We start from the raw sequence: 16,541 nt of genomic DNA on the forward strand, positions 1-16,541 counted from the left end.
AAATCATAATCAGAAGTTAATTAACTAATCTTAAACGAAGTGGGAAGCAAGAAAAGATAGGTCATTGATATCCGTGGACGGCACGGCAAAAAACGTGACGCGGGCATCGCATTGCAAAATACGTTATGCCGAGTGTTAAGGCTTAACCCAGCTTAATAAGGAAGAGGTATGAAATCGGGCCGTTTTATTGGCGTTATGTCCGGGACCAGCCTTGATGGCGTGGATGTTGTACTGGCGGCAATTGATGAAACAATGGTAGCGCAACAGGCAAGTCTCACCTGGCCCATTCCCGTTCATCTGAAAAAAGGCATTCTCAATATTTGCCAGGGACAGCCGCTTACGCTCTCGCAACTCGGCCAGCTGGATACCCAGTTAGGCCGGCTTTTTGCACAGGCGGTTAATGCGCTGTTAGCGCAACAACGTTTGCAGCCGCGGGATATCGTCGCCATTGGTTGTCATGGGCAAACGGTCTGGCATGAGCCGACCGGCGAGGCCCCGCATACGTTGCAAATTGGCGATAATAATCACATCGTCGCCCATACGGGGATTACAGTGGTCGGCGATTTTCGGCGGCGGGATATTGCGCTGGGCGGACAAGGCGCGCCGCTGGTGCCCGCTTTCCATCACGCGCTGTTGGGACATCCGACGGAAAAACGTATGGTCCTGAATATCGGCGGCATCGCCAATTTATCTCTGCTTTTCCCCGGACAGGCGGTGCGCGGGTACGACACGGGGCCGGGTAATATGTTGATGGATGCGTGGATTTGGCGACAATGCGCGCAGCCCTACGACAAAGATGCGGCATGGGCGAAAGAAGGTCAGGTTATTCTTCCCTTGCTGCAAAAGATGTTGCGCGATCCGTACTTTGCTGCGTCGGCGCCCAAAAGTACAGGACGCGAATATTTCAACTATGGCTGGTTAGAACGTCATCTTACGGCTTTCCCTGGTGCAGACGCGCGCGATGTGCAGGCCACGCTGGCTGAGCTGACGGCGGTCTCCATCGCCCAACAGGTGCTGCTCAATGGCGGCTGCGAGCGGCTGATGGTCTGTGGCGGCGGAAGCCGGAATCCGTTAGTGATGGCCCGTCTGGCGGCGTTGTTGCCCGGTATCGAGGTTTCGACCACCGATAAGGCGGGGATTAGCGGCGATGATATGGAAGCGCTGGCCTTTGCATGGCTTGCCTGGCGAACGCTCGCGGGCCTGCCGGGAAATTTACCTTCCGTGACGGGGGCTACAGAAGCCAGTGTTTTAGGCGCTATTTACCCGGCTAACCCAATAACTCAGAGTTAACTGAATTTTTCCCGGACCCTATATCGGTAAACTAGCAAGGTCAGGAAGGGGCGTTTGCCCTTCCAGAAGCAGGAGAGCTTTCGGGATATGCCTATGAAAAAGATCGCAATAATGTGTTTACCTGTGCTGCTGACCGGCTGTAGCGTTTATCAACAATTTGTTGAACGTATGCAAACGGATACGCTGGAATACCAGTGTGATGAGAAGCCGCTTACCGTTAAAGTCAATAACCCGCGTGAAGAGGTCAGTTTTGTTTATGACAATAAGCTGCTGACCCTGAAGCAAGGAATCTCGGCCTCGGGCGCGCGTTATACCGACGGGATTTATGTTTTCTGGTCGCAAGGCGAGAGCGCCACGGTCTATAAACGAGACAGAATTGTGCTTAATAACTGTCAGTTACAAAATCCGAAGCGTTGAGATTTTCAGTATGGGGGCGCACAATAGCGCCACCCACTGTTTATTTCTGATCAACGCCATGTCTGATAACGACCAATTGCAGCAGATCGCGCATCTGCGCCGTGAATACACGAAAGGCGGCTTGCGTCGCCGCGATTTACCCGCTGAACCGTTAACCTTATTCGAGCGCTGGCTTGGGCAAGCGTGCGACGCCAGACTGGCCGATCCGACGGCAATGGTCGTGGCGACCGTAGATGACAAGGGGCAACCGTACCAGCGTATTGTATTGCTCAAGCATTATGATGAAAAAGGCCTGGTCTTTTATACCAACCTGGGAAGCCGCAAGGCGCATCAGATTGAGCACAATCCGCGTATCAGCCTGTTATTTCCCTGGCATATGCTTGAACGCCAGGTGATGGTGACAGGCAAAGCCGAGCGTCTCTCCACACTTGAGGTGGTGAGGTATTTCCACAGCCGTCCGCGCGACAGCCAGATTGGCGCATGGGTCTCTAAACAATCCAGCCGCATTTCCGCGCGCGGTATCCTCGAAAGCAAATTCCTGGAGCTCAAGCAGAAGTTTCAACAGGGCGAAGTGCCGTTACCCAGCTTCTGGGGCGGTTTTCGCGTGAGTATCGAACAGATGGAGTTCTGGCAGGGCGGCGAACATCGTCTGCACGATCGCTTTTTATACCAACGCGACGACGGCGCATGGAAAATCGACCGTCTTGCGCCCTAAAGATGCAAAAATCTTGTTTTAAGCACTGGTGCGGATGAATCCGCCGTTTTATGCTATGTCTCTTTCGCGTCTGGCGAAAAGTCGTGTACCGGCAAAGGTGCAGTCGTTTTATACATGGAGATTTTGATGGCAAGCAGTAACTTGATTAAACAATTGCAAGAGCGGGGGCTGATAGCCCAGGTGACGGACGAAGACGCGTTGGCAGAGCGACTGGCGCAAGGCCCGATCGCGCTCTATTGCGGCTTCGATCCTACCGCTGACAGCTTGCATTTGGGGCATCTGGTTCCATTGTTATGCCTGAAACGCTTCCAGCAGGCAGGGCACAAACCTGTTGCGCTGGTAGGCGGCGCGACCGGTCTGATTGGCGACCCGAGCTTCAAAGCCGCCGAGCGTAAACTGAACACTGAAGAGACCGTTCAGGAGTGGGTGGCGAAAATTCGTAAACAGGTTGCCCCATTCCTGGACTTTGATTGCGGCGAAAACTCCGCTATCGCGGCCAATAACTATGACTGGTTCGGCAGCATGAATGTGCTGACTTTCCTGCGCGATATCGGTAAACATTTTTCCGTTAATCAGATGATCAACAAAGAAGCGGTGAAGCAGCGCCTGAACCGTGACGATCAGGGTATCTCTTTCACGGAGTTCTCTTATAACCTGCTACAGGGGTACGACTTCGCTTGTCTGAATAAACTGCACGGCGTTGCCTTACAGATTGGCGGTTCTGACCAGTGGGGGAACATCACTTCCGGTATCGACCTGACCCGTCGCCTGCACCAGAATCAGGTATTTGGTTTGACCGTTCCACTGATCACCAAAGCTGACGGCACGAAATTCGGTAAAACCGAAGGCGGCGCTGTCTGGCTGGATCCGAAGAAAACCAGTCCGTACAAATTCTACCAGTTCTGGATTAACACCGCAGATGCCGATGTTTATCGCTTCCTGAAATTCTTCACTTTTATGGACATTGAAGAGATCAATGCCCTGGAAGAAGAAGATAAAAACAGCGGGAAAGCGCCGCGCGCGCAGTATGTGCTGGCCGAGCAGGTGACGCGCCTGGTTCATGGTGAAGAAGGGCTGGTCGCGGCGAAACGGATCACTGAATGTCTGTTCAGCGGTTCACTGAGCGCGCTGAGCGAAGCTGACTTTGAGCAGTTGGCGCAGGACGGCGTACCGATGGTTGAAATGGAAAAAGGCGCCGACCTGATGCAGGCGCTGGTAGACGCCGAGCTCCAGCCGTCACGTGGTCAGGCGCGTAAGACTATCGCCTCCAACGCTGTCACTATCAATGGTGAAAAACAATCCGATCCTGAATACATCTTTAACGATGAGGACCGTCTGTTTGGCCGCTATACCTTATTACGTCGCGGCAAAAAGAACTATTGTCTGATTTGCTGGAAATAAGGCATTAAGTAACAGGGAGTGAGAAATCACTCCCTTATTTTTGATGTTCAGGTAAAAAAATGAAGAATATCCTCGCTATCCAGTCCCATGTTGTTTTCGGACATGCGGGCAACAGCGCCGCCGAATTTCCCATGCGCCGTCTTGGCGCGAATGTTTGGCCGCTGAATACCGTTCAGTTTTCTAACCACACGCAATATGGTAAATGGACCGGCTGTGTCATGCCGCCCAGCCATCTGACTGAGATTGTCCAGGGGATTGCGGACATTGGTCAGTTAGCGCACTGCGACGCCGTACTTAGCGGTTACCTGGGATCTGCCGAGCAGGGAGAACACATTCTCGGTATTGTGCGCCAGGTTAAAGCGGCAAATCCGCAGGCAAAATATTTCTGCGATCCCGTGATGGGGCATCCGGAAAAGGGCTGTATCGTGGCGCCTGGCGTCGCAGAGTTCCATGTGCGTTATGCGCTACCCGCCAGCGATATTATCGCGCCTAACCTGATTGAACTGGAAATTCTCAGCAAACATAGCGTGAATAGTGTGGATGACGCCGTGCAGGCGGCGCGCGAACTGATTGCTCAGGGGCCAGAAATTGTACTGGTAAAACATCTCGCCCGCGCCGGTTACAGTTCAGAACGCTTTGAAATGCTGCTGGTGACAGCGCAGGAAGCCTGGCATATTAGCCGTCCGCTGGTGGATTTCGGCTCACGTCAGCCGGTTGGCGTTGGCGATGTCACCAGTGGTTTATTGCTGGTCAAACTTTTGCAGGGCGCGACGTTGCAGCAGGCGCTGGAGCACGTTACGGCGGCAGTCTATGAGATTATGATCGCCACCAAAACGATGCAGGAGTACGAACTGCAGGTCGTGGCGGCCCAGGACAGGATCGCTAACCCTGAACATTACTTCAGCGCAACGCGGCTGTAATTATTGCTGCTAAAAAGAGGCCGGATGGCGCTACAGCGAGCTATCCGGCAACATGACATTAATTCAGTCCTTCCGCTTTAAGCGCTGCCGCAACGGTCGGTCTTTTTGCGACACGCTGCATATAACTTTCAATATGCGTTAACCCGTCCATATTCAGTTTTACGCCATAGGCCCAACGCAATACGGTAAACAGATAAGCGTCTGCAATGGTAAAACGCTGGCCGCAAATCCACTGGTCGTCTGAAAGCGACTCATCCACATACTGCAATTTCTTTTCCAGACCGGCGCGAACGGCGGGTTTAAGTGTTTCCGGCGTGTCAGGGCGGAACAGCGGGGTAAAGCCTTTATGCAGTTCCGTTGCAATATAGTTGAGCCATTCCAGCGTATGATAGCGAGCAAGACTACTTACCGGCGCCAGAAGCTGGCGGTCGGGAACGCTGTCGGCGAGGTACTGCATAATGGCGACGCCTTCAGTCAACAGTGTGCCGTCATCCAGCAGCAGAGCCGGAACCTGTCCTTTAGGGTTGACTGCCAGGTAATCATCACCGTTTTCCAGGCGTTTTTTTGCGAGATCGACGCCATCAAGCGTAAAGTCTTTGCCAATTTCGCGCAGGGTAATATGGGAAGCAAGAGAGCAGGCACCCGGTTTGTAGAACAGTTTCATCGGTAACTCCTTTTTGCTGAGGTTTAAAGTATGGTAGTGCGGGGACGAGCAAAAAAAAAGCCGCTAACGCACAGTTAGCGGCCTGAATGTTGTTTCCCGGAAAATTAAACTGTAGCGGCTTTAGAGCCTTTTTCAGCGTTATCATCGTCCTGGGTCATACGGTTCAGCTTAGGCGCTGTCAGCAGCATCAGGATGGCGATAACGGCGGTTGCTATGCCAATCTGCATAAATACGCGACCATAGACTTCCAGGGACATCAGTGGGTCAGTCACGTCGCTCGGCACAGCCATCAGGTTGGCGACATAACCGCCGATGATGTTAGCGCCTGCCGTTGTCAGGAACCAGCTACCCATGATGAAACCCATCAGACGCTGCGGAACCAACTGTGCGACCATTGCCAGTCCCAGACCGGAGATCATCAGCTCACCGATACTTTGCAGGCCGTAGCTTGCGATCAGCCAGTTTACGGATACGATGCCGGCATCGTTCGCAAATTTGGCGCCCAGCGGCAGAATCAGGAACGCGCCGGAACACAGCACCATACCAATGGCGAATTTCATCGGCATCGGCAGCGTATCGCCCATCCTGTTATAGATAGCGGCCAGAATCGGGCTGCCGATAATGATCCAGAATGGGTTCAGCGCCTGATACTGTTCCGGTTCGAACGCGATACCGAGAATAGAGTGCTCGACGTTACGAATGGCAAAGAAGTTCAGCGACGTCGGCATCTGGCTGTACAGTACGAAGAAGATAATCGCCTGCAGCATCAAAATAAAGGCGACGATCATTTTACGGCGAGCCGCGCCGTGCATGGAAAACGCTTCTTTACCGAAGATAATGACGATGCCAAGAGCGATTACGCCCAGCACCATACGCGCGATGTCCTGGTTGTGCAGCAGCCAGGTGGCGACCGCAATCAGAACGACAATACCCACGATTGTCAGCAGCAGATTACGGAAGTTGATCGGTTCAAAGTCGGGTTTGGAACCGTAGCTTTTCACCCAACGCTGGCAGAAAGCAAAGTTAACGACGGTTATCAGCATACCGACGACGCTAAGCGCAAACGCGGTGCTCCAGCCATAACGCGCCGCCAGCCACGGCGTCGCCAGCATAGAGAAGAAGGAGCCGATGTTGACGGACATATAATACATCGTAAATGCGCCGTCGAGACGCGGATCGTCCTTCGCGTAACAGGTAGACAGCAGGGAAGACGGGTTAGCTTTAAACAGACCGTTACCCACAGCGATAGCCGCCATGCCCATATAGACGATGCCAGCGTCATGACCAGACCATGCGACCAGCGCATAACCGATAGCCAGCACCACGGCACCCAGCATAATAACGCGTTTAGTGCCCAGAATTTTATCACCTAACCAACCGCCAATGGCGACCAGGCCGTACACCAGCGCACTGAAGGAAGAGAAAAGGGTGATGGAATCCGCTTCTGACATACCCAGTTGTTTTACCAGGTAGACGGCCATAATGCCTTGCAGGCCGTAATAACCAAAACGCTCCCATAACTCTATCGAGAAGATGAGATAGAACGCCTTCGGTTGTTTGAAAGCGTTCAAACTGACGCTTTCAGTTGGTTTTTTGTTTGCAGTAGACACTTTTACCTCTTTTTTACGCCCCGTATTAACAGGGATTGTCTGGCGCGTGATGAGTCAGACTCATCCGTCCGATTGTTATATTGGAGGGGAAACGGCAGGTAATGTTCACTATCTTTCCTCTCCAGACAAGAGCTTTGTAATAATCTGTTACATATAACTCTTCTGGTTGAATCGTCCGATGTCAGAAATGTTATCCAGCGTTAAATTTCTTCATTTGAAGAATGGCAGATTTTTACACTGCAAAAAGGCCATTGGTTTGGGTGAAAGGCGATATCTTCTGCTATTTAAGGTGAAAAGCAGTGATATAGGCCATTATCTGAAAAAATGGCAGAGTAATATTTTGTAGTGAAAACGGGGCGTCAGTCTATCCGGTTGTAAATGTAACCTTAGATGTCATTAAATTTCACATGAAGTTATCAAAGTGATCCTGATCACGGATAGATAGAAATTTTTGCGATTAAAAAAATGATTAACCTGACGTGGAGGGAAAACGAAAGCACATTACATCAGAAAAAGGACAGAGACTGGAATGATTGATGGCTAAAATAGATCCAGGCCGAAGGTGGGAGCGCGCTGGCGTGACGGACGCACTCCGACCATATCAAATATCGACTTTTTCTTTGTATTCGCAAAGGTCTTCAATGAGGCAGGAGCCGCAGCGGGGTTTTCGGGCGATACAGGTATAGCGGCCATGCAAAATTAACCAGTGATGGCAGTCCACTTTGAACTCATTCGGCACTACTTTCAGTAACTTCTCTTCTACCTGCTCGACATTTTTACCCGGCGCGAACTGTGTTCGGTTGCATACACGAAATATATGCGTATCAACGGCGATGGTCGGCCAGCCGAAGGCGGTATTTAGCACCACGTTAGCGGTTTTACGGCCCACGCCGGGAAGCGCTTCCAGCGCCGCCCGATCCTCCGGCACTTCGCCATTATGCTTGTCCAGTAAAATACGGCAGGTCTTAATCACGTTTTCCGCTTTACTGTTAAATAAACCGATGGTTTTGATATAGGATTTCACGCCTTCTACGCCCAGTTCCAGCATCGCGGCTGGCGTATTGGCGACCGGGTAAAGTTTGGCGGTAGCCTTGTTCACGCTGACGTCGGTTGCCTGCGCGGAAAGCAACACGGCAATCAGCAACTCAAACGGCGACGTGAAATTGAGTTCCGTTGTGGGGTGCGGATTGTTGTCGCGCAGGCGCGTCAGAATTTCCAGCCTTTTTGCTTTGTTCATCAGACTTTCCCTGTTTCACCTGCCGGAACAGCGGAAGGCGCGGTTTCGGCGCGGCGTTTCTTCATTTTTTCATCAATAAGATATTTTACCGCCAGCATGAGCCCCAGGCCGATAAACGCGCCTGGCGGTAGCATCGCCAGCAGGAAAGGCGAGTCGGTGTGAAATATCTCGACCCGTAATACTTTTGCCCAGCCTCCCAGCAGGCTATCCGCGCCATCGAAAAGCGTACCATTCCCGAGGATCTCGCGCAGCGAACCCAGCACGAACATCGCGCCTGTCGCGCCCATGCCGATGGAAAAACCGTCCAACGCGGAAAGCCACGGTCCTTTTTTCGCGGCAAACGCTTCGGCGCGACCGACAACAATGCAGTTCGTTACAATCAGCGGAATAAAAATCCCTAAAGACTGATATAAACCGAACGCATACGCATTGATCAGCATCTGTACTGCGCTTACCACCGAGGCAATGATCATAACGTAAATCGGGATACGGATTTCTGCCGGCGTCCAGCGACGTAGTGCGGATACCGTAAGGTTGGTCAGCGTTAATACCAGCGTTGTGGCCAGACCCAGCCCCAGAGCGTTGGTTGCCGTAGACGTCACCGCCAGTAAAGGGCACAGGCCAAGTAGCTGCACCAGAGCAGAGTTATTTTTCCATAACCCCTGAACAACAATGTCTTTTATTTCGCTCATGGCTATTCTCCACAGGCGGTTAAATGGGGGAGCTGAGCGGGCAGTGATTCGGCGTACAGCCCGGCGCGTTTAACCGCATTCACCACGGCGCGCGGCGTTATTGTCGCCCCGGTAAATTGATCAAAATCACCGCCATCCTTTTTCACCGCCCAGTGCGTATCATTTTCACCGCTGATGGTTTTACCGCTAAAGTGGGTAATCCAGTCAGACAAACGGCGCTCAATTTTATCACCTAACCCTGGCGTCTCATGATGTTCCGTCACGCGCGTCCCCAGGACGGTACCGTTGAAATCTGCGCCAACAATGAGCTGGATAGCGCCGGAATAGCCATCTGGCGCGGTGGCCTCAATGATGGCCGCTACGGGTTTATCATCCTTGCGAGCGATAAAAACACGATGTGTGCCTTTGCCGAGGGCGGGCGCATCGACCAGATAACAGCTATCTTGCAGATTATTATTGTAACGATCTGGCGGCAATACCTGATCGAACAGGGCATGCTGTTGTTGCAGCGCTTGTTCGTGGATGGTTGATTTTGTCATCTGATTAATCACCGCAGTCAATCCCGTAGAACCTGCGGCAAAAAGCGCCAGCGTAATACCGTGTTTACGAATCGTTTTCAGCATGGTTTATCCTTTGCGATGTCCATAGACGCGGGGGCGCGTGTAGTAGTCGATCAGAGGAACCGTGATATTCGCCAACAGGACAGCAAAAGCAACGCCGTCCGGATAGCCGCCGAAGCTACGAATCAGCCACACTAATACCCCAGCCAGCGCGCCGAAAATTAAACGTCCACGGTTGGTCGTGGAGGCGGTAACCGGATCCGTCAAGATAAAAAATGCGCCCAGCATGGTGGCGCCTGACAGCAGATGAAGCTGCGGCGAGGCCAGCGTAGCGGGCGAGAAAAGCCAACCTAACGCGGCGCATAGCGCCAGCGTCAGTAGAAAACTGACCGGGATATGCCAGCGGATAGCTTTTTGCCACAGCAGGAATACGCCGCCGACAAGCCAGGCGAGGTTAATCCACTGCCAGCCCACGCCAGCCAGCGCGCCGCTGTATATCGGGTACTGCATGATTTGCTCAACGGAGTGCCCGGCGCGCAAGGACGTTTTAAACGTATCCAGCGGCGTCGCCTGGCTGATACCGTCAATACCAATACGTAGCAGTGTCATATCGCCGCCGCTGGCGGTATGCCCGGTAAAAATCATCCGCAACGTGTCCAGCATATCGGGCGTTGTTGCGGCTATTTCATAAGGCGGCAACCAGCTTGTCATTTGCACCGGAAAGGAGATTAAGAGCACCACGTAACCGATCATTGCCGGATTAAAGGGGTTTTGTCCCAGCCCGCCATATAACTGTTTAGCGATAATAATGGCGAATCCGGTTCCCAGCACGACCATCCACCAGGGCGCGAGCGGAGGGATGCTGACCGCCAGCAAAAGCCCCGTCAATAACGCGGAATAATCCTGTAGGTGACTGGCGACCGGTTGTTTGCGCAGTCTAAGGACAATGGCTTCCGCGACGAGCGCCGTGATGGCAGCCAGAACGATCTGGAAAAGCGTTCCCCAACCAAAAAACCACGTCTGCGCGGCAATCCCCGGCAGAGCGGCGATTAATACCAGCAACATGATTCGCGATGTCTGGCGCTGGTTATGGGTATAAGGCGAGCTTGCGATTCTGAATACCATTTAATCCTCGTTAACTACCTGCTGCTGTGCTGCTTTTTTTGCCTGAACGCGGGCGATCGCCGCAGCAACCGCGGCTTTACGCGGGTCGGCCGGTTCGACAGGTTCGCTTCCGGCCTGCTGCTCCTGCTTGCTGGCTTTGGCGCGGGCGATGGCCGCTTCCACTGCGGCTTTGCGCGGATCGACCGGTTCGGCAGGTTCGCTTCCGGCCTGCTGCTCCTGCTTACGGGCTTTGGCGCGGGCGATAGCCGCTTCCACTGCGGCTTTACGCGGATCGACCGGTTCGGCAGGTTCGCTTCCGGCCTGCTGCTCCTGCTTGCGGGCTTTGGCGCGGGCGATAGCCGCCTCCACCGCGGCTTTGCGCGGATCGACCGCTTTGGCAGGTTCGCTTCCGGCCTGCTGCTCCTGCTTACGGGCTTTGGCGCGAGCGATAGCCGCCTCCACCGCGGCTTTACGCGGATCGACCGGTTCGGCAGGTTCGCTTCCGGCCTGCTGCTCCTGCTTACGGGCTTTGGCGCGGGCGATGGCTGCCTCCACTGCAGCTTTACGCGGGTCGTCGCCGGGTATCGCGCTGTCAGCCATCGGATGAGTGGCTTGTTTAGCGCGCGCTTGCGCTTTACGCGCTTCACGGGCCGCGATGACGGCGCTATTGTCTGGCAGACTACCCGCCTGAATAACCACCGGTTGCGTGGCCTGCGCCTGTTTCTCTTTGACCCGCGCCAGCGCAGCGGCAATGGCATCCTGATCTTTTGCCGCTGGTTGTACCGCTGCGCTCTTATGACGTGCAAGGCGGGCGGCTTTTTCGCGCTCCAGTCTTGCCTGACGAGCCTCAAAACGCGCTTTGGCTTCGGCGGCGCGTTTTTCTTCAAGCCTGATCGCATTAATCTCCGCTTTTTCCTGACGGAAATATTGGACGAGCGGAATATTACTCGGGCAGACCCAGGCGCAGGCGCCGCATTCTATACAATCAGCAATATGGTGTGCGGTAGCCTTGTCATGCTGCTGCCCTTTGCTGAACCAATAAAGCTGCTGCGGTAAAAGGTCGGCAGGGCAGGCGTCAGCGCATGCGCTGCAACGAATACAGCTTTTCTCTTCCTGAGGCGTTCCCATTTCAGTCACGGATGGCGCCAGCAGGCAGTTGGTGATTTTTACGACCGGTACGTCAAGCCAGGGAAGGGTGAATCCCATCAACGGGCCGCCCATGATGACCATCTGGTCAGCGGAAGGGCAGAACCCGGCATCGTTAAGCAAATGACGAACGGGAGTGCCGAGCCGCGCCCAGACGTTACCCGGACGGCTTACCGCTTCACCCGTTAAGGTGACAACGCGTTCTGTGATCGGTTCGCCGTCAACCACGGCGCGTTTAACGGCATAAGCCGTACCGACGTTTTGCATCAGCACGCCAATATCAGAGGAGCGCCCGCCGTGGGGAACCTGTTTTCCCGTCAGTATTTGGGTGAGCTGTTTTGCGCCGCCGGAAGGGTATTTGGTTGGGATAACACGTAACGAAATATCGTGGGCGTCAGCCAGTACGGCGCGCAGCATGGAAATAGCCTGCGGTTTGTTATCTTCAATGCCGATTAATACCTCACGCGGTTGCAGAATATGCGCCAGGATGCGAATACCTTCCACAATCTGCGCGGCGCAGTCCTGCATCAAACGATCGTCCGCCGTAATGTAAGGTTCGCACTCTGCGGCATTGATAATAAGCGTGGTGATTTTATCGCCGCCGCCCTGCAATTTAACGCCGGTGGGAAACCCCGCGCCGCCAAGCCCGGCAACGCCATACTGATGAATGCGTTCAATGAGCGCTTCACGGCTGTGGGCGCGGTAATCAGACCAGCCCTCGCGTTCAATCCAGCGGTCCTCGCCGTCGGCATCAATGATGACGCTTAACTCCGCCAGCGCCGAAGGATGTGCCGTCGAGTGGGGGGCAATAGCGATAACCGTCCCGGAGGTGGGCGCGTGTACCGGCAGCATTCTCCCACGTCCACGGGTAAGCGCCTGGCCGCGTAGCACGCGATCGCCGACACTAACGCACAGCTCGCCCTCAGCGCCAATGTGCTGTTTTAAGGGGATAACGAAGCGCGGCGCTAAAGGCACCTGGCGCAGCGGCGTGCCGTTTGACTGGGTCTTCATTTCGGGCGGATGAATACCACCGTCGAAATCCCAGATTTTATCTTTTCTGAAAGCGGAAAATAGTTTAAGCATGTTGTTCCACGGGAATGATGCGAACGGGAATGGTGTTCAAATCCCATTTCCAACTGTCGGGCGTCTCATTCACCGGACGTAATTCGATGCAGTGCGTCGGACACGGATCGACGCACAGATTACAGCCAGTACAGAGATCGCTCATGACCGTGTGCATGGCGCGCGTTGCGCCAACGATGGCGTCAACCGGGCAGGCCTGAATGCATTTTGTGCAGCCAATGCAGTTATTTTCATCAATAACTGCCAGCATACGTACTGGCGCAGCCTGCTGTTCTTCACCATCGCATGGTTGCGGCTCTACGTTTAGCAGCTCTGCCATTTTCAGCATGACGGCTTCGCCGCCGGGCGCGCAACGATTGATTTTCTCGCCCTGGAGACCCACGGCTTCGGCGTAGGGGCGACAGCCGGGATAGCCGCACTGACCACACTGGCTCTGCGGCAAAATCGCATCGATTTTTTCAACAACCGGATCATCTTCAACCGCGAATCGGCGGGAGGCATAACCCAGAATGGCGCCGAACACCAGGCCCAGAAGGGTCAGGGCGCCAACGGCAATCCAGATAGTATTCATTACAACTTCACCAAACCACTAAAGCCCATAAAGGCCAAAGACATTAATCCTGCGGTAATCAATGCTATCGCGTTACCACGAAAAGGGGCGGGCACATCCGCCACGGCAAGGCGTTCGCGGATGGCGGCAAACAGAACCATCACTAATGAAAAACCGACGGCGGCGGAAAATCCGTACAGCGCCGACTGAAGAAAGTGATGACCGAGATTAATATTCAGTAACGCTACGCCCAGAACCGCACAGTTAGTGGTAATCAGTGGTAAGAAGATGCCTAACAAGCGGTATAACGCCGGGCTGGTTTTCCGTACAACCATTTCGGTAAATTGCACGACCACAGCAATGACGAGGATAAAGGCCAGCGTCCGCAGATAAATCAGATCCAGCGGAATAAGTATCCAGGTGTCGATAAGCCAGGCGCATATCGACGCCAGCGTCATGACAAAGGTCGTCGCGAGGCCCATCCCCATGGCGGTTTCCAGTTTTTTGGATACGCCCATAAAGGGACAAAGGCCCAGGAATTTGACCAGTACAAAGTTATTGACCAGTACAGTTCCGACAAAGAGCAGCAGGTAATCAGTCATGTTTCGGCCTGAAATAAAAAAGCCGCCTATTATCTGTCAAACTACCACAGGCGACAACAGGTTAACTGTAGGGTTATTACGGATTAACAAACGTTGTTTTAACGCGCGCTGAACGTTTGAGATAAGGCACAATGAGCGCCGTCGCCAACAGTGGGAAGAGTAACTGACGCACGGCAAAGGCATCTGAGACGGGCGAAAAGGCAAATGCTTTAACCGCCAGTAACACCGACACCAGCAGCCAGATAATGTAATGCTTCGGCACGCAGCGTCTGCGCTTGAAGAATGCGATCGTCAACCACAGGGTATAGTACCACATGGCGATAGCGGTAATAAATGAAATGCCCCATAGCAGTAAATTACCGGTTTCCTGTCCGCTAAGCGTCTTGAACGTTTGCGGTGTGGCAAGCGCCATAACGTAGAGTAATAACGCCAGCGAGGCGCTCAACAACGCGACTAACAGCCAGGCTAACGGGCCAAGAAGCCAGCCTCCAATTCGTTGTGGCGGTGTTGTAGTCATATCTTCTCCGGGGTTACGCGCATTAACGGCCATGCCGCTCATTTTGGGGCAAATATTATAAGGTTTTTGATGTTAAACGCTACTTTCTTTATTGCACATAGCGCCAGACGGATTGCGGAACCTGACCTACATCAAACAGGCGTCCTCCGGAAACCAGTTCGGCACGGCGGTGATCTGCAGCGCGATACATATTAACAATGTCCATGTCATCAGTAAGGGTATAGTTAAGGTGGTCGAACAGTTTTTCCAGACTTTCGAGCGAACTAATTTTGCGGAATTTTAATAGATAATCCTGAACAGTCATATAAAGTTGATCCATATTAAATATAATGCCAACGGAGTAGTCACTGATAAAAAATAAACAAAACCGCACCAGTGAGAGGTCAGGGGTGCAGGTAAAAAGGGAATATTCTTACCGGTAAAGAGTCAGGCGCCACATGGCGCCTGGGGCGAAAGGTTAACGCGCTTTCCTACAACAGGCAATAAACGTCAGACCAGATAGGACATATTTCGTTTTTTTTGCCGGTTTTTGACTTTCTTTGCACCCCCCCGGGGCGCCGCTTACCGTACCACGCGAAAATGCCTTTACATTATCTGACGCTTACTTCTTCTGAACGGAAGCCGTGGGCTCTGGTGGTTGGTAATTGTCAATATGGTTGGCAATACCTAAAAGAATGACTGAGATAACGAGAACTATCCACCCAGTTAATTCAATAAGACGATTCATTATTGACGACATTTGCTTTGATTTATCCATAAACACAGAGGGTAAATGTTACTTTCCTGGCGAACGGTCGGCAAGAGGGAGGGAAACGATTTCAGCCTCTGTTCTGTAACAAGTTAATCATTTGATGCTACGTTGATGGTCAGGACGCTATTGCGGCTAATCGCACGATGGTGTGGAATAGCGATATCTAAAACCGGAGGCAGTGAGATGAATGACAAAATCCGCGTTGGGTTAATCGGTTATGGCTACGCCAGTAAAACCTTTCATGCGCCCTTAATTATGGGAACGCCAGGGCTAGAGCTTGCGGCGGTATCCAGCAGCGATGAAACAAAAGTGAAAGCAGATTGGCCGGCGGTTTCCGTGGTCTCTGAGCCCCGACATTTATTTAACGATCCGCATATCGACCTGATCGTGATCCCGACGCCCAACGATACCCATTTCCCGCTGGCGAAAGCTGCGCTGGAAGCCGGTAAGCATGTGGTGGTTGATAAACCCTTTACCGTGACACTGTCACAGGCGCGAGAATTGGATGCGCTTGCGCGGAGCACTGGTCGGGTACTTTCCGTCTTCCACAACCGACGCTGGGACAGCGATTTTTTGACGCTGAAGGCCTTGCTGGCGGATGGCGTGCTCGGCGAGGTGTCCTTGTTTGAATCCCACTTTGATCGCTTCCGTCCCCAGGTGCGCGACCGCTGGCGCGAGCAAGGCGGGCCGGGAAGTGGTATCTGGTACGATCTGGCGCCGCACTTGTTGGATCAGGCCATTCAACTTTTTGGCCTGCCGGTCAGCATGACGGTGGATTTAGCGCAGCTGCGTCCGGGTGCGCAATCTACAGATTATTTCCACGCGATTTTATCCTACCCCCAGCGCCGCGTGATTTTGCACGGTACGATGCTGGCCGCGGCGGAATCCGCGCGATACATCGTTCATGGTTCGCGCGGTAGCTATGTAAAATATGGCCTCGATCCCCAGGAAGAACGGTTAAAAAACGGCGAGCGTTTACCGCAGGAAGACTGGGGATATGACATGCGTGACGGCGTATTGACCCTGGTTGAGGGAGAGACGCGCAAAGAAGAAAACTGGCTTACGTTGCCGGGTAACTATCCGGCATATTATGCCGCCATCCGCGATGCGTTAAACGGTAACGGTGAAAATCCCGTGCCGGCAAGCCAGGCGATTCAAATTATGGAGTTGATTGAACTGGGCATGGAATCGGCAAAACATCGCGCGACGCTGTGTCTTGCCTGAGATGTCGCATTTCTCCGCCTGGGATAGCATTAAACCGCAGGCGGAGAGAGGGCGTTAG

18 protein-coding genes are annotated in these 16,541 nt (G+C 53.3%); 6 read left to right on the forward strand and 12 right to left on the reverse strand.

Annotated features, from left to right (window positions below):
- Nucleotides 1-168 precede the first annotated feature (168 nt).
- The 5 genes from anmK (at nucleotide 169) to pdxY (ending at nucleotide 4,743) form a co-directional block, all read left to right on the forward strand.
- Nucleotides 169-1,290 carry an anhydro-N-acetylmuramic acid kinase gene (gene anmK, locus ACLJRE_RS06080; protein ID WP_023212223.1) on the forward strand — a complete coding sequence of 374 codons (1,122 nt, stop codon included), beginning with the start codon at nucleotides 169-171 and terminating at the stop codon, nucleotides 1,288-1,290.
- Between the two features lie 87 nt (nucleotides 1,291-1,377).
- The gene (mliC, locus tag ACLJRE_RS06085; protein ID WP_001132086.1) at nucleotides 1,378-1,707 is read left to right on the forward strand and encodes a C-type lysozyme inhibitor; all 330 of its coding nucleotides are present in this window, start codon (nucleotides 1,378-1,380) and stop codon (nucleotides 1,705-1,707) included.
- Nucleotides 1,708-1,765: 58 nt separating this feature from the next.
- The gene (gene pdxH / locus ACLJRE_RS06090) at nucleotides 1,766-2,422 is read left to right on the forward strand and encodes a pyridoxamine 5'-phosphate oxidase (RefSeq protein WP_001282334.1); all 657 of its coding nucleotides are present in this window, start codon (nucleotides 1,766-1,768) and stop codon (nucleotides 2,420-2,422) included.
- A gap of 126 nt (nucleotides 2,423-2,548) precedes the next feature.
- On the forward strand, nucleotides 2,549-3,823 hold the full coding sequence (gene tyrS, locus ACLJRE_RS06095) for a tyrosine--tRNA ligase (protein ID WP_023212222.1): 1,275 nt from the start codon (nucleotides 2,549-2,551) through the stop codon (nucleotides 3,821-3,823).
- A 59-nt stretch (nucleotides 3,824-3,882) separates the two neighbouring features.
- On the forward strand, nucleotides 3,883-4,743 hold the full coding sequence (pdxY, locus tag ACLJRE_RS06100; RefSeq protein ID WP_000789740.1) for a pyridoxal kinase PdxY: 861 nt from the start codon (nucleotides 3,883-3,885) through the stop codon (nucleotides 4,741-4,743).
- 58 nt (nucleotides 4,744-4,801) lie between these two features.
- Here pdxY and gstA read toward each other — a convergent pair whose 3' ends face one another.
- The 12 genes from gstA to blr form a co-directional block, all read right to left on the reverse strand.
- Nucleotides 4,802-5,407 (reverse strand): glutathione transferase GstA, encoded by a 606-nt coding sequence (gene gstA, locus ACLJRE_RS06105; protein ID WP_000765727.1) that lies wholly within the window; start codon nucleotides 5,405-5,407, stop codon nucleotides 4,802-4,804.
- A 104-nt stretch (nucleotides 5,408-5,511) separates the two neighbouring features.
- Nucleotides 5,512-7,017, reverse strand: coding sequence for a dipeptide/tripeptide permease DtpA (gene dtpA / locus ACLJRE_RS06110; RefSeq protein ID WP_000100909.1), 1,506 nt, complete (start codon nucleotides 7,015-7,017; stop codon nucleotides 5,512-5,514).
- Nucleotides 7,018-7,618: 601 nt separating this feature from the next.
- A complete protein-coding gene (nth, locus tag ACLJRE_RS06115; protein ID WP_001030318.1) occupies nucleotides 7,619-8,254 on the reverse strand; it encodes an endonuclease III in 636 nt (211 codons plus the stop codon).
- Nucleotides 8,254-8,946, reverse strand: a complete 693-nt coding sequence (locus ACLJRE_RS06120; protein WP_001289628.1) for an electron transport complex subunit E — start codon at nucleotides 8,944-8,946, stop codon at nucleotides 8,254-8,256. Before ACLJRE_RS06120 ends, nth begins: the two co-directional genes overlap by 1 nt.
- Nucleotides 8,947-8,948: 2 nt before the next feature.
- A complete protein-coding gene (gene rsxG / locus ACLJRE_RS06125; protein WP_000920817.1) occupies nucleotides 8,949-9,569 on the reverse strand; it encodes an electron transport complex subunit RsxG in 621 nt (206 codons plus the stop codon).
- A 3-nt stretch (nucleotides 9,570-9,572) separates the two neighbouring features.
- The gene (rsxD, locus tag ACLJRE_RS06130) at nucleotides 9,573-10,631 is read right to left on the reverse strand and encodes an electron transport complex subunit RsxD (protein WP_023212221.1); all 1,059 of its coding nucleotides are present in this window, start codon (nucleotides 10,629-10,631) and stop codon (nucleotides 9,573-9,575) included.
- Entirely contained in the window at nucleotides 10,632-12,839 is a 2,208-nt protein-coding gene (gene rsxC, locus ACLJRE_RS06135) for an electron transport complex subunit RsxC (RefSeq protein ID WP_023212220.1), read from the reverse strand.
- Entirely contained in the window at nucleotides 12,832-13,410 is a 579-nt protein-coding gene (gene rsxB / locus ACLJRE_RS06140; protein WP_001092600.1) for an electron transport complex subunit RsxB, read from the reverse strand. Before rsxB ends, rsxC begins: the two co-directional genes overlap by 8 nt.
- Complete coding sequence (gene rsxA, locus ACLJRE_RS06145) at nucleotides 13,410-13,991, reverse strand: electron transport complex subunit RsxA (RefSeq protein WP_000133179.1); 582 nt, start codon at nucleotides 13,989-13,991, stop codon at nucleotides 13,410-13,412. Before rsxA ends, rsxB begins: the two co-directional genes overlap by 1 nt.
- 76 nt (nucleotides 13,992-14,067) lie before the next feature.
- Nucleotides 14,068-14,508 carry a DUF2569 domain-containing protein gene (locus ACLJRE_RS06150; protein WP_000214061.1) on the reverse strand — a complete coding sequence of 147 codons (441 nt, stop codon included), beginning with the start codon at nucleotides 14,506-14,508 and terminating at the stop codon, nucleotides 14,068-14,070.
- A gap of 88 nt (nucleotides 14,509-14,596) precedes the next feature.
- Nucleotides 14,597-14,812 carry a transcription modulator YdgT gene (ydgT, locus tag ACLJRE_RS06155; RefSeq protein ID WP_000217946.1) on the reverse strand — a complete coding sequence of 72 codons (216 nt, stop codon included), beginning with the start codon at nucleotides 14,810-14,812 and terminating at the stop codon, nucleotides 14,597-14,599.
- A 297-nt stretch (nucleotides 14,813-15,109) separates the two neighbouring features.
- Nucleotides 15,110-15,235: a division septum protein Blr gene (gene blr, locus ACLJRE_RS06160; protein ID WP_001708800.1), complete on the reverse strand. Its 126-nt coding sequence runs from the start codon at nucleotides 15,233-15,235 to the stop codon at nucleotides 15,110-15,112.
- A 207-nt stretch (nucleotides 15,236-15,442) separates the two neighbouring features.
- Between blr and ACLJRE_RS06165 the strand changes: the two genes are divergently transcribed.
- On the forward strand, nucleotides 15,443-16,483 hold the full coding sequence (locus ACLJRE_RS06165; RefSeq protein WP_000998242.1) for an oxidoreductase: 1,041 nt from the start codon (nucleotides 15,443-15,445) through the stop codon (nucleotides 16,481-16,483).
- The last annotated feature ends 58 nt before the right edge of the window (nucleotides 16,484-16,541 follow it).

The organism is Salmonella sp. SAL04157 (assembly GCF_046551635.1).
In the GTDB taxonomy this organism is placed as follows: Bacteria; Pseudomonadota; Gammaproteobacteria; order Enterobacterales; family Enterobacteriaceae; genus Salmonella; species Salmonella enterica.

Excerpts from the sequence above, each read along its gene's own strand:
- anmK (WP_023212223.1), top strand. The coding sequence starts at position 169 with ATGAAATCGGGCCGTTTTATTGGCGTTATGTCCGGGACCAGCCTTGAT.
- mliC (WP_001132086.1), top strand. The coding sequence starts at position 1,378 with ATGCCTATGAAAAAGATCGCAATAATGTGTTTACCTGTGCTGCTGACC.
- pdxH (WP_001282334.1), top strand. The coding sequence starts at position 1,766 with ATGTCTGATAACGACCAATTGCAGCAGATCGCGCATCTGCGCCGTGAA.
- tyrS (WP_023212222.1), top strand. The coding sequence starts at position 2,549 with ATGGCAAGCAGTAACTTGATTAAACAATTGCAAGAGCGGGGGCTGATA.
- pdxY (WP_000789740.1), top strand. The coding sequence starts at position 3,883 with ATGAAGAATATCCTCGCTATCCAGTCCCATGTTGTTTTCGGACATGCG.
- gstA (WP_000765727.1), bottom strand. The coding sequence starts at position 5,407 with ATGAAACTGTTCTACAAACCGGGTGCCTGCTCTCTTGCTTCCCATATT.
- nth (WP_001030318.1), bottom strand. The coding sequence starts at position 8,254 with ATGAACAAAGCAAAAAGGCTGGAAATTCTGACGCGCCTGCGCGACAAC.
- ACLJRE_RS06120 (WP_001289628.1), bottom strand. The coding sequence starts at position 8,946 with ATGAGCGAAATAAAAGACATTGTTGTTCAGGGGTTATGGAAAAATAAC.
- rsxG (WP_000920817.1), bottom strand. The coding sequence starts at position 9,569 with ATGCTGAAAACGATTCGTAAACACGGTATTACGCTGGCGCTTTTTGCC.
- rsxD (WP_023212221.1), bottom strand. The coding sequence starts at position 10,631 with ATGGTATTCAGAATCGCAAGCTCGCCTTATACCCATAACCAGCGCCAG.
- rsxC (WP_023212220.1), bottom strand. The coding sequence starts at position 12,839 with ATGCTTAAACTATTTTCCGCTTTCAGAAAAGATAAAATCTGGGATTTC.
- rsxB (WP_001092600.1), bottom strand. The coding sequence starts at position 13,410 with ATGAATACTATCTGGATTGCCGTTGGCGCCCTGACCCTTCTGGGCCTG.
- rsxA (WP_000133179.1), bottom strand. The coding sequence starts at position 13,991 with ATGACTGATTACCTGCTGCTCTTTGTCGGAACTGTACTGGTCAATAAC.
- ACLJRE_RS06150 (WP_000214061.1), bottom strand. The coding sequence starts at position 14,508 with ATGACTACAACACCGCCACAACGAATTGGAGGCTGGCTTCTTGGCCCG.
- ydgT (WP_000217946.1), bottom strand. The coding sequence starts at position 14,812 with ATGACTGTTCAGGATTATCTATTAAAATTCCGCAAAATTAGTTCGCTC.
- blr (WP_001708800.1), bottom strand. The coding sequence starts at position 15,235 with ATGAATCGTCTTATTGAATTAACTGGGTGGATAGTTCTCGTTATCTCA.
- ACLJRE_RS06165 (WP_000998242.1), top strand. The coding sequence starts at position 15,443 with ATGAATGACAAAATCCGCGTTGGGTTAATCGGTTATGGCTACGCCAGT.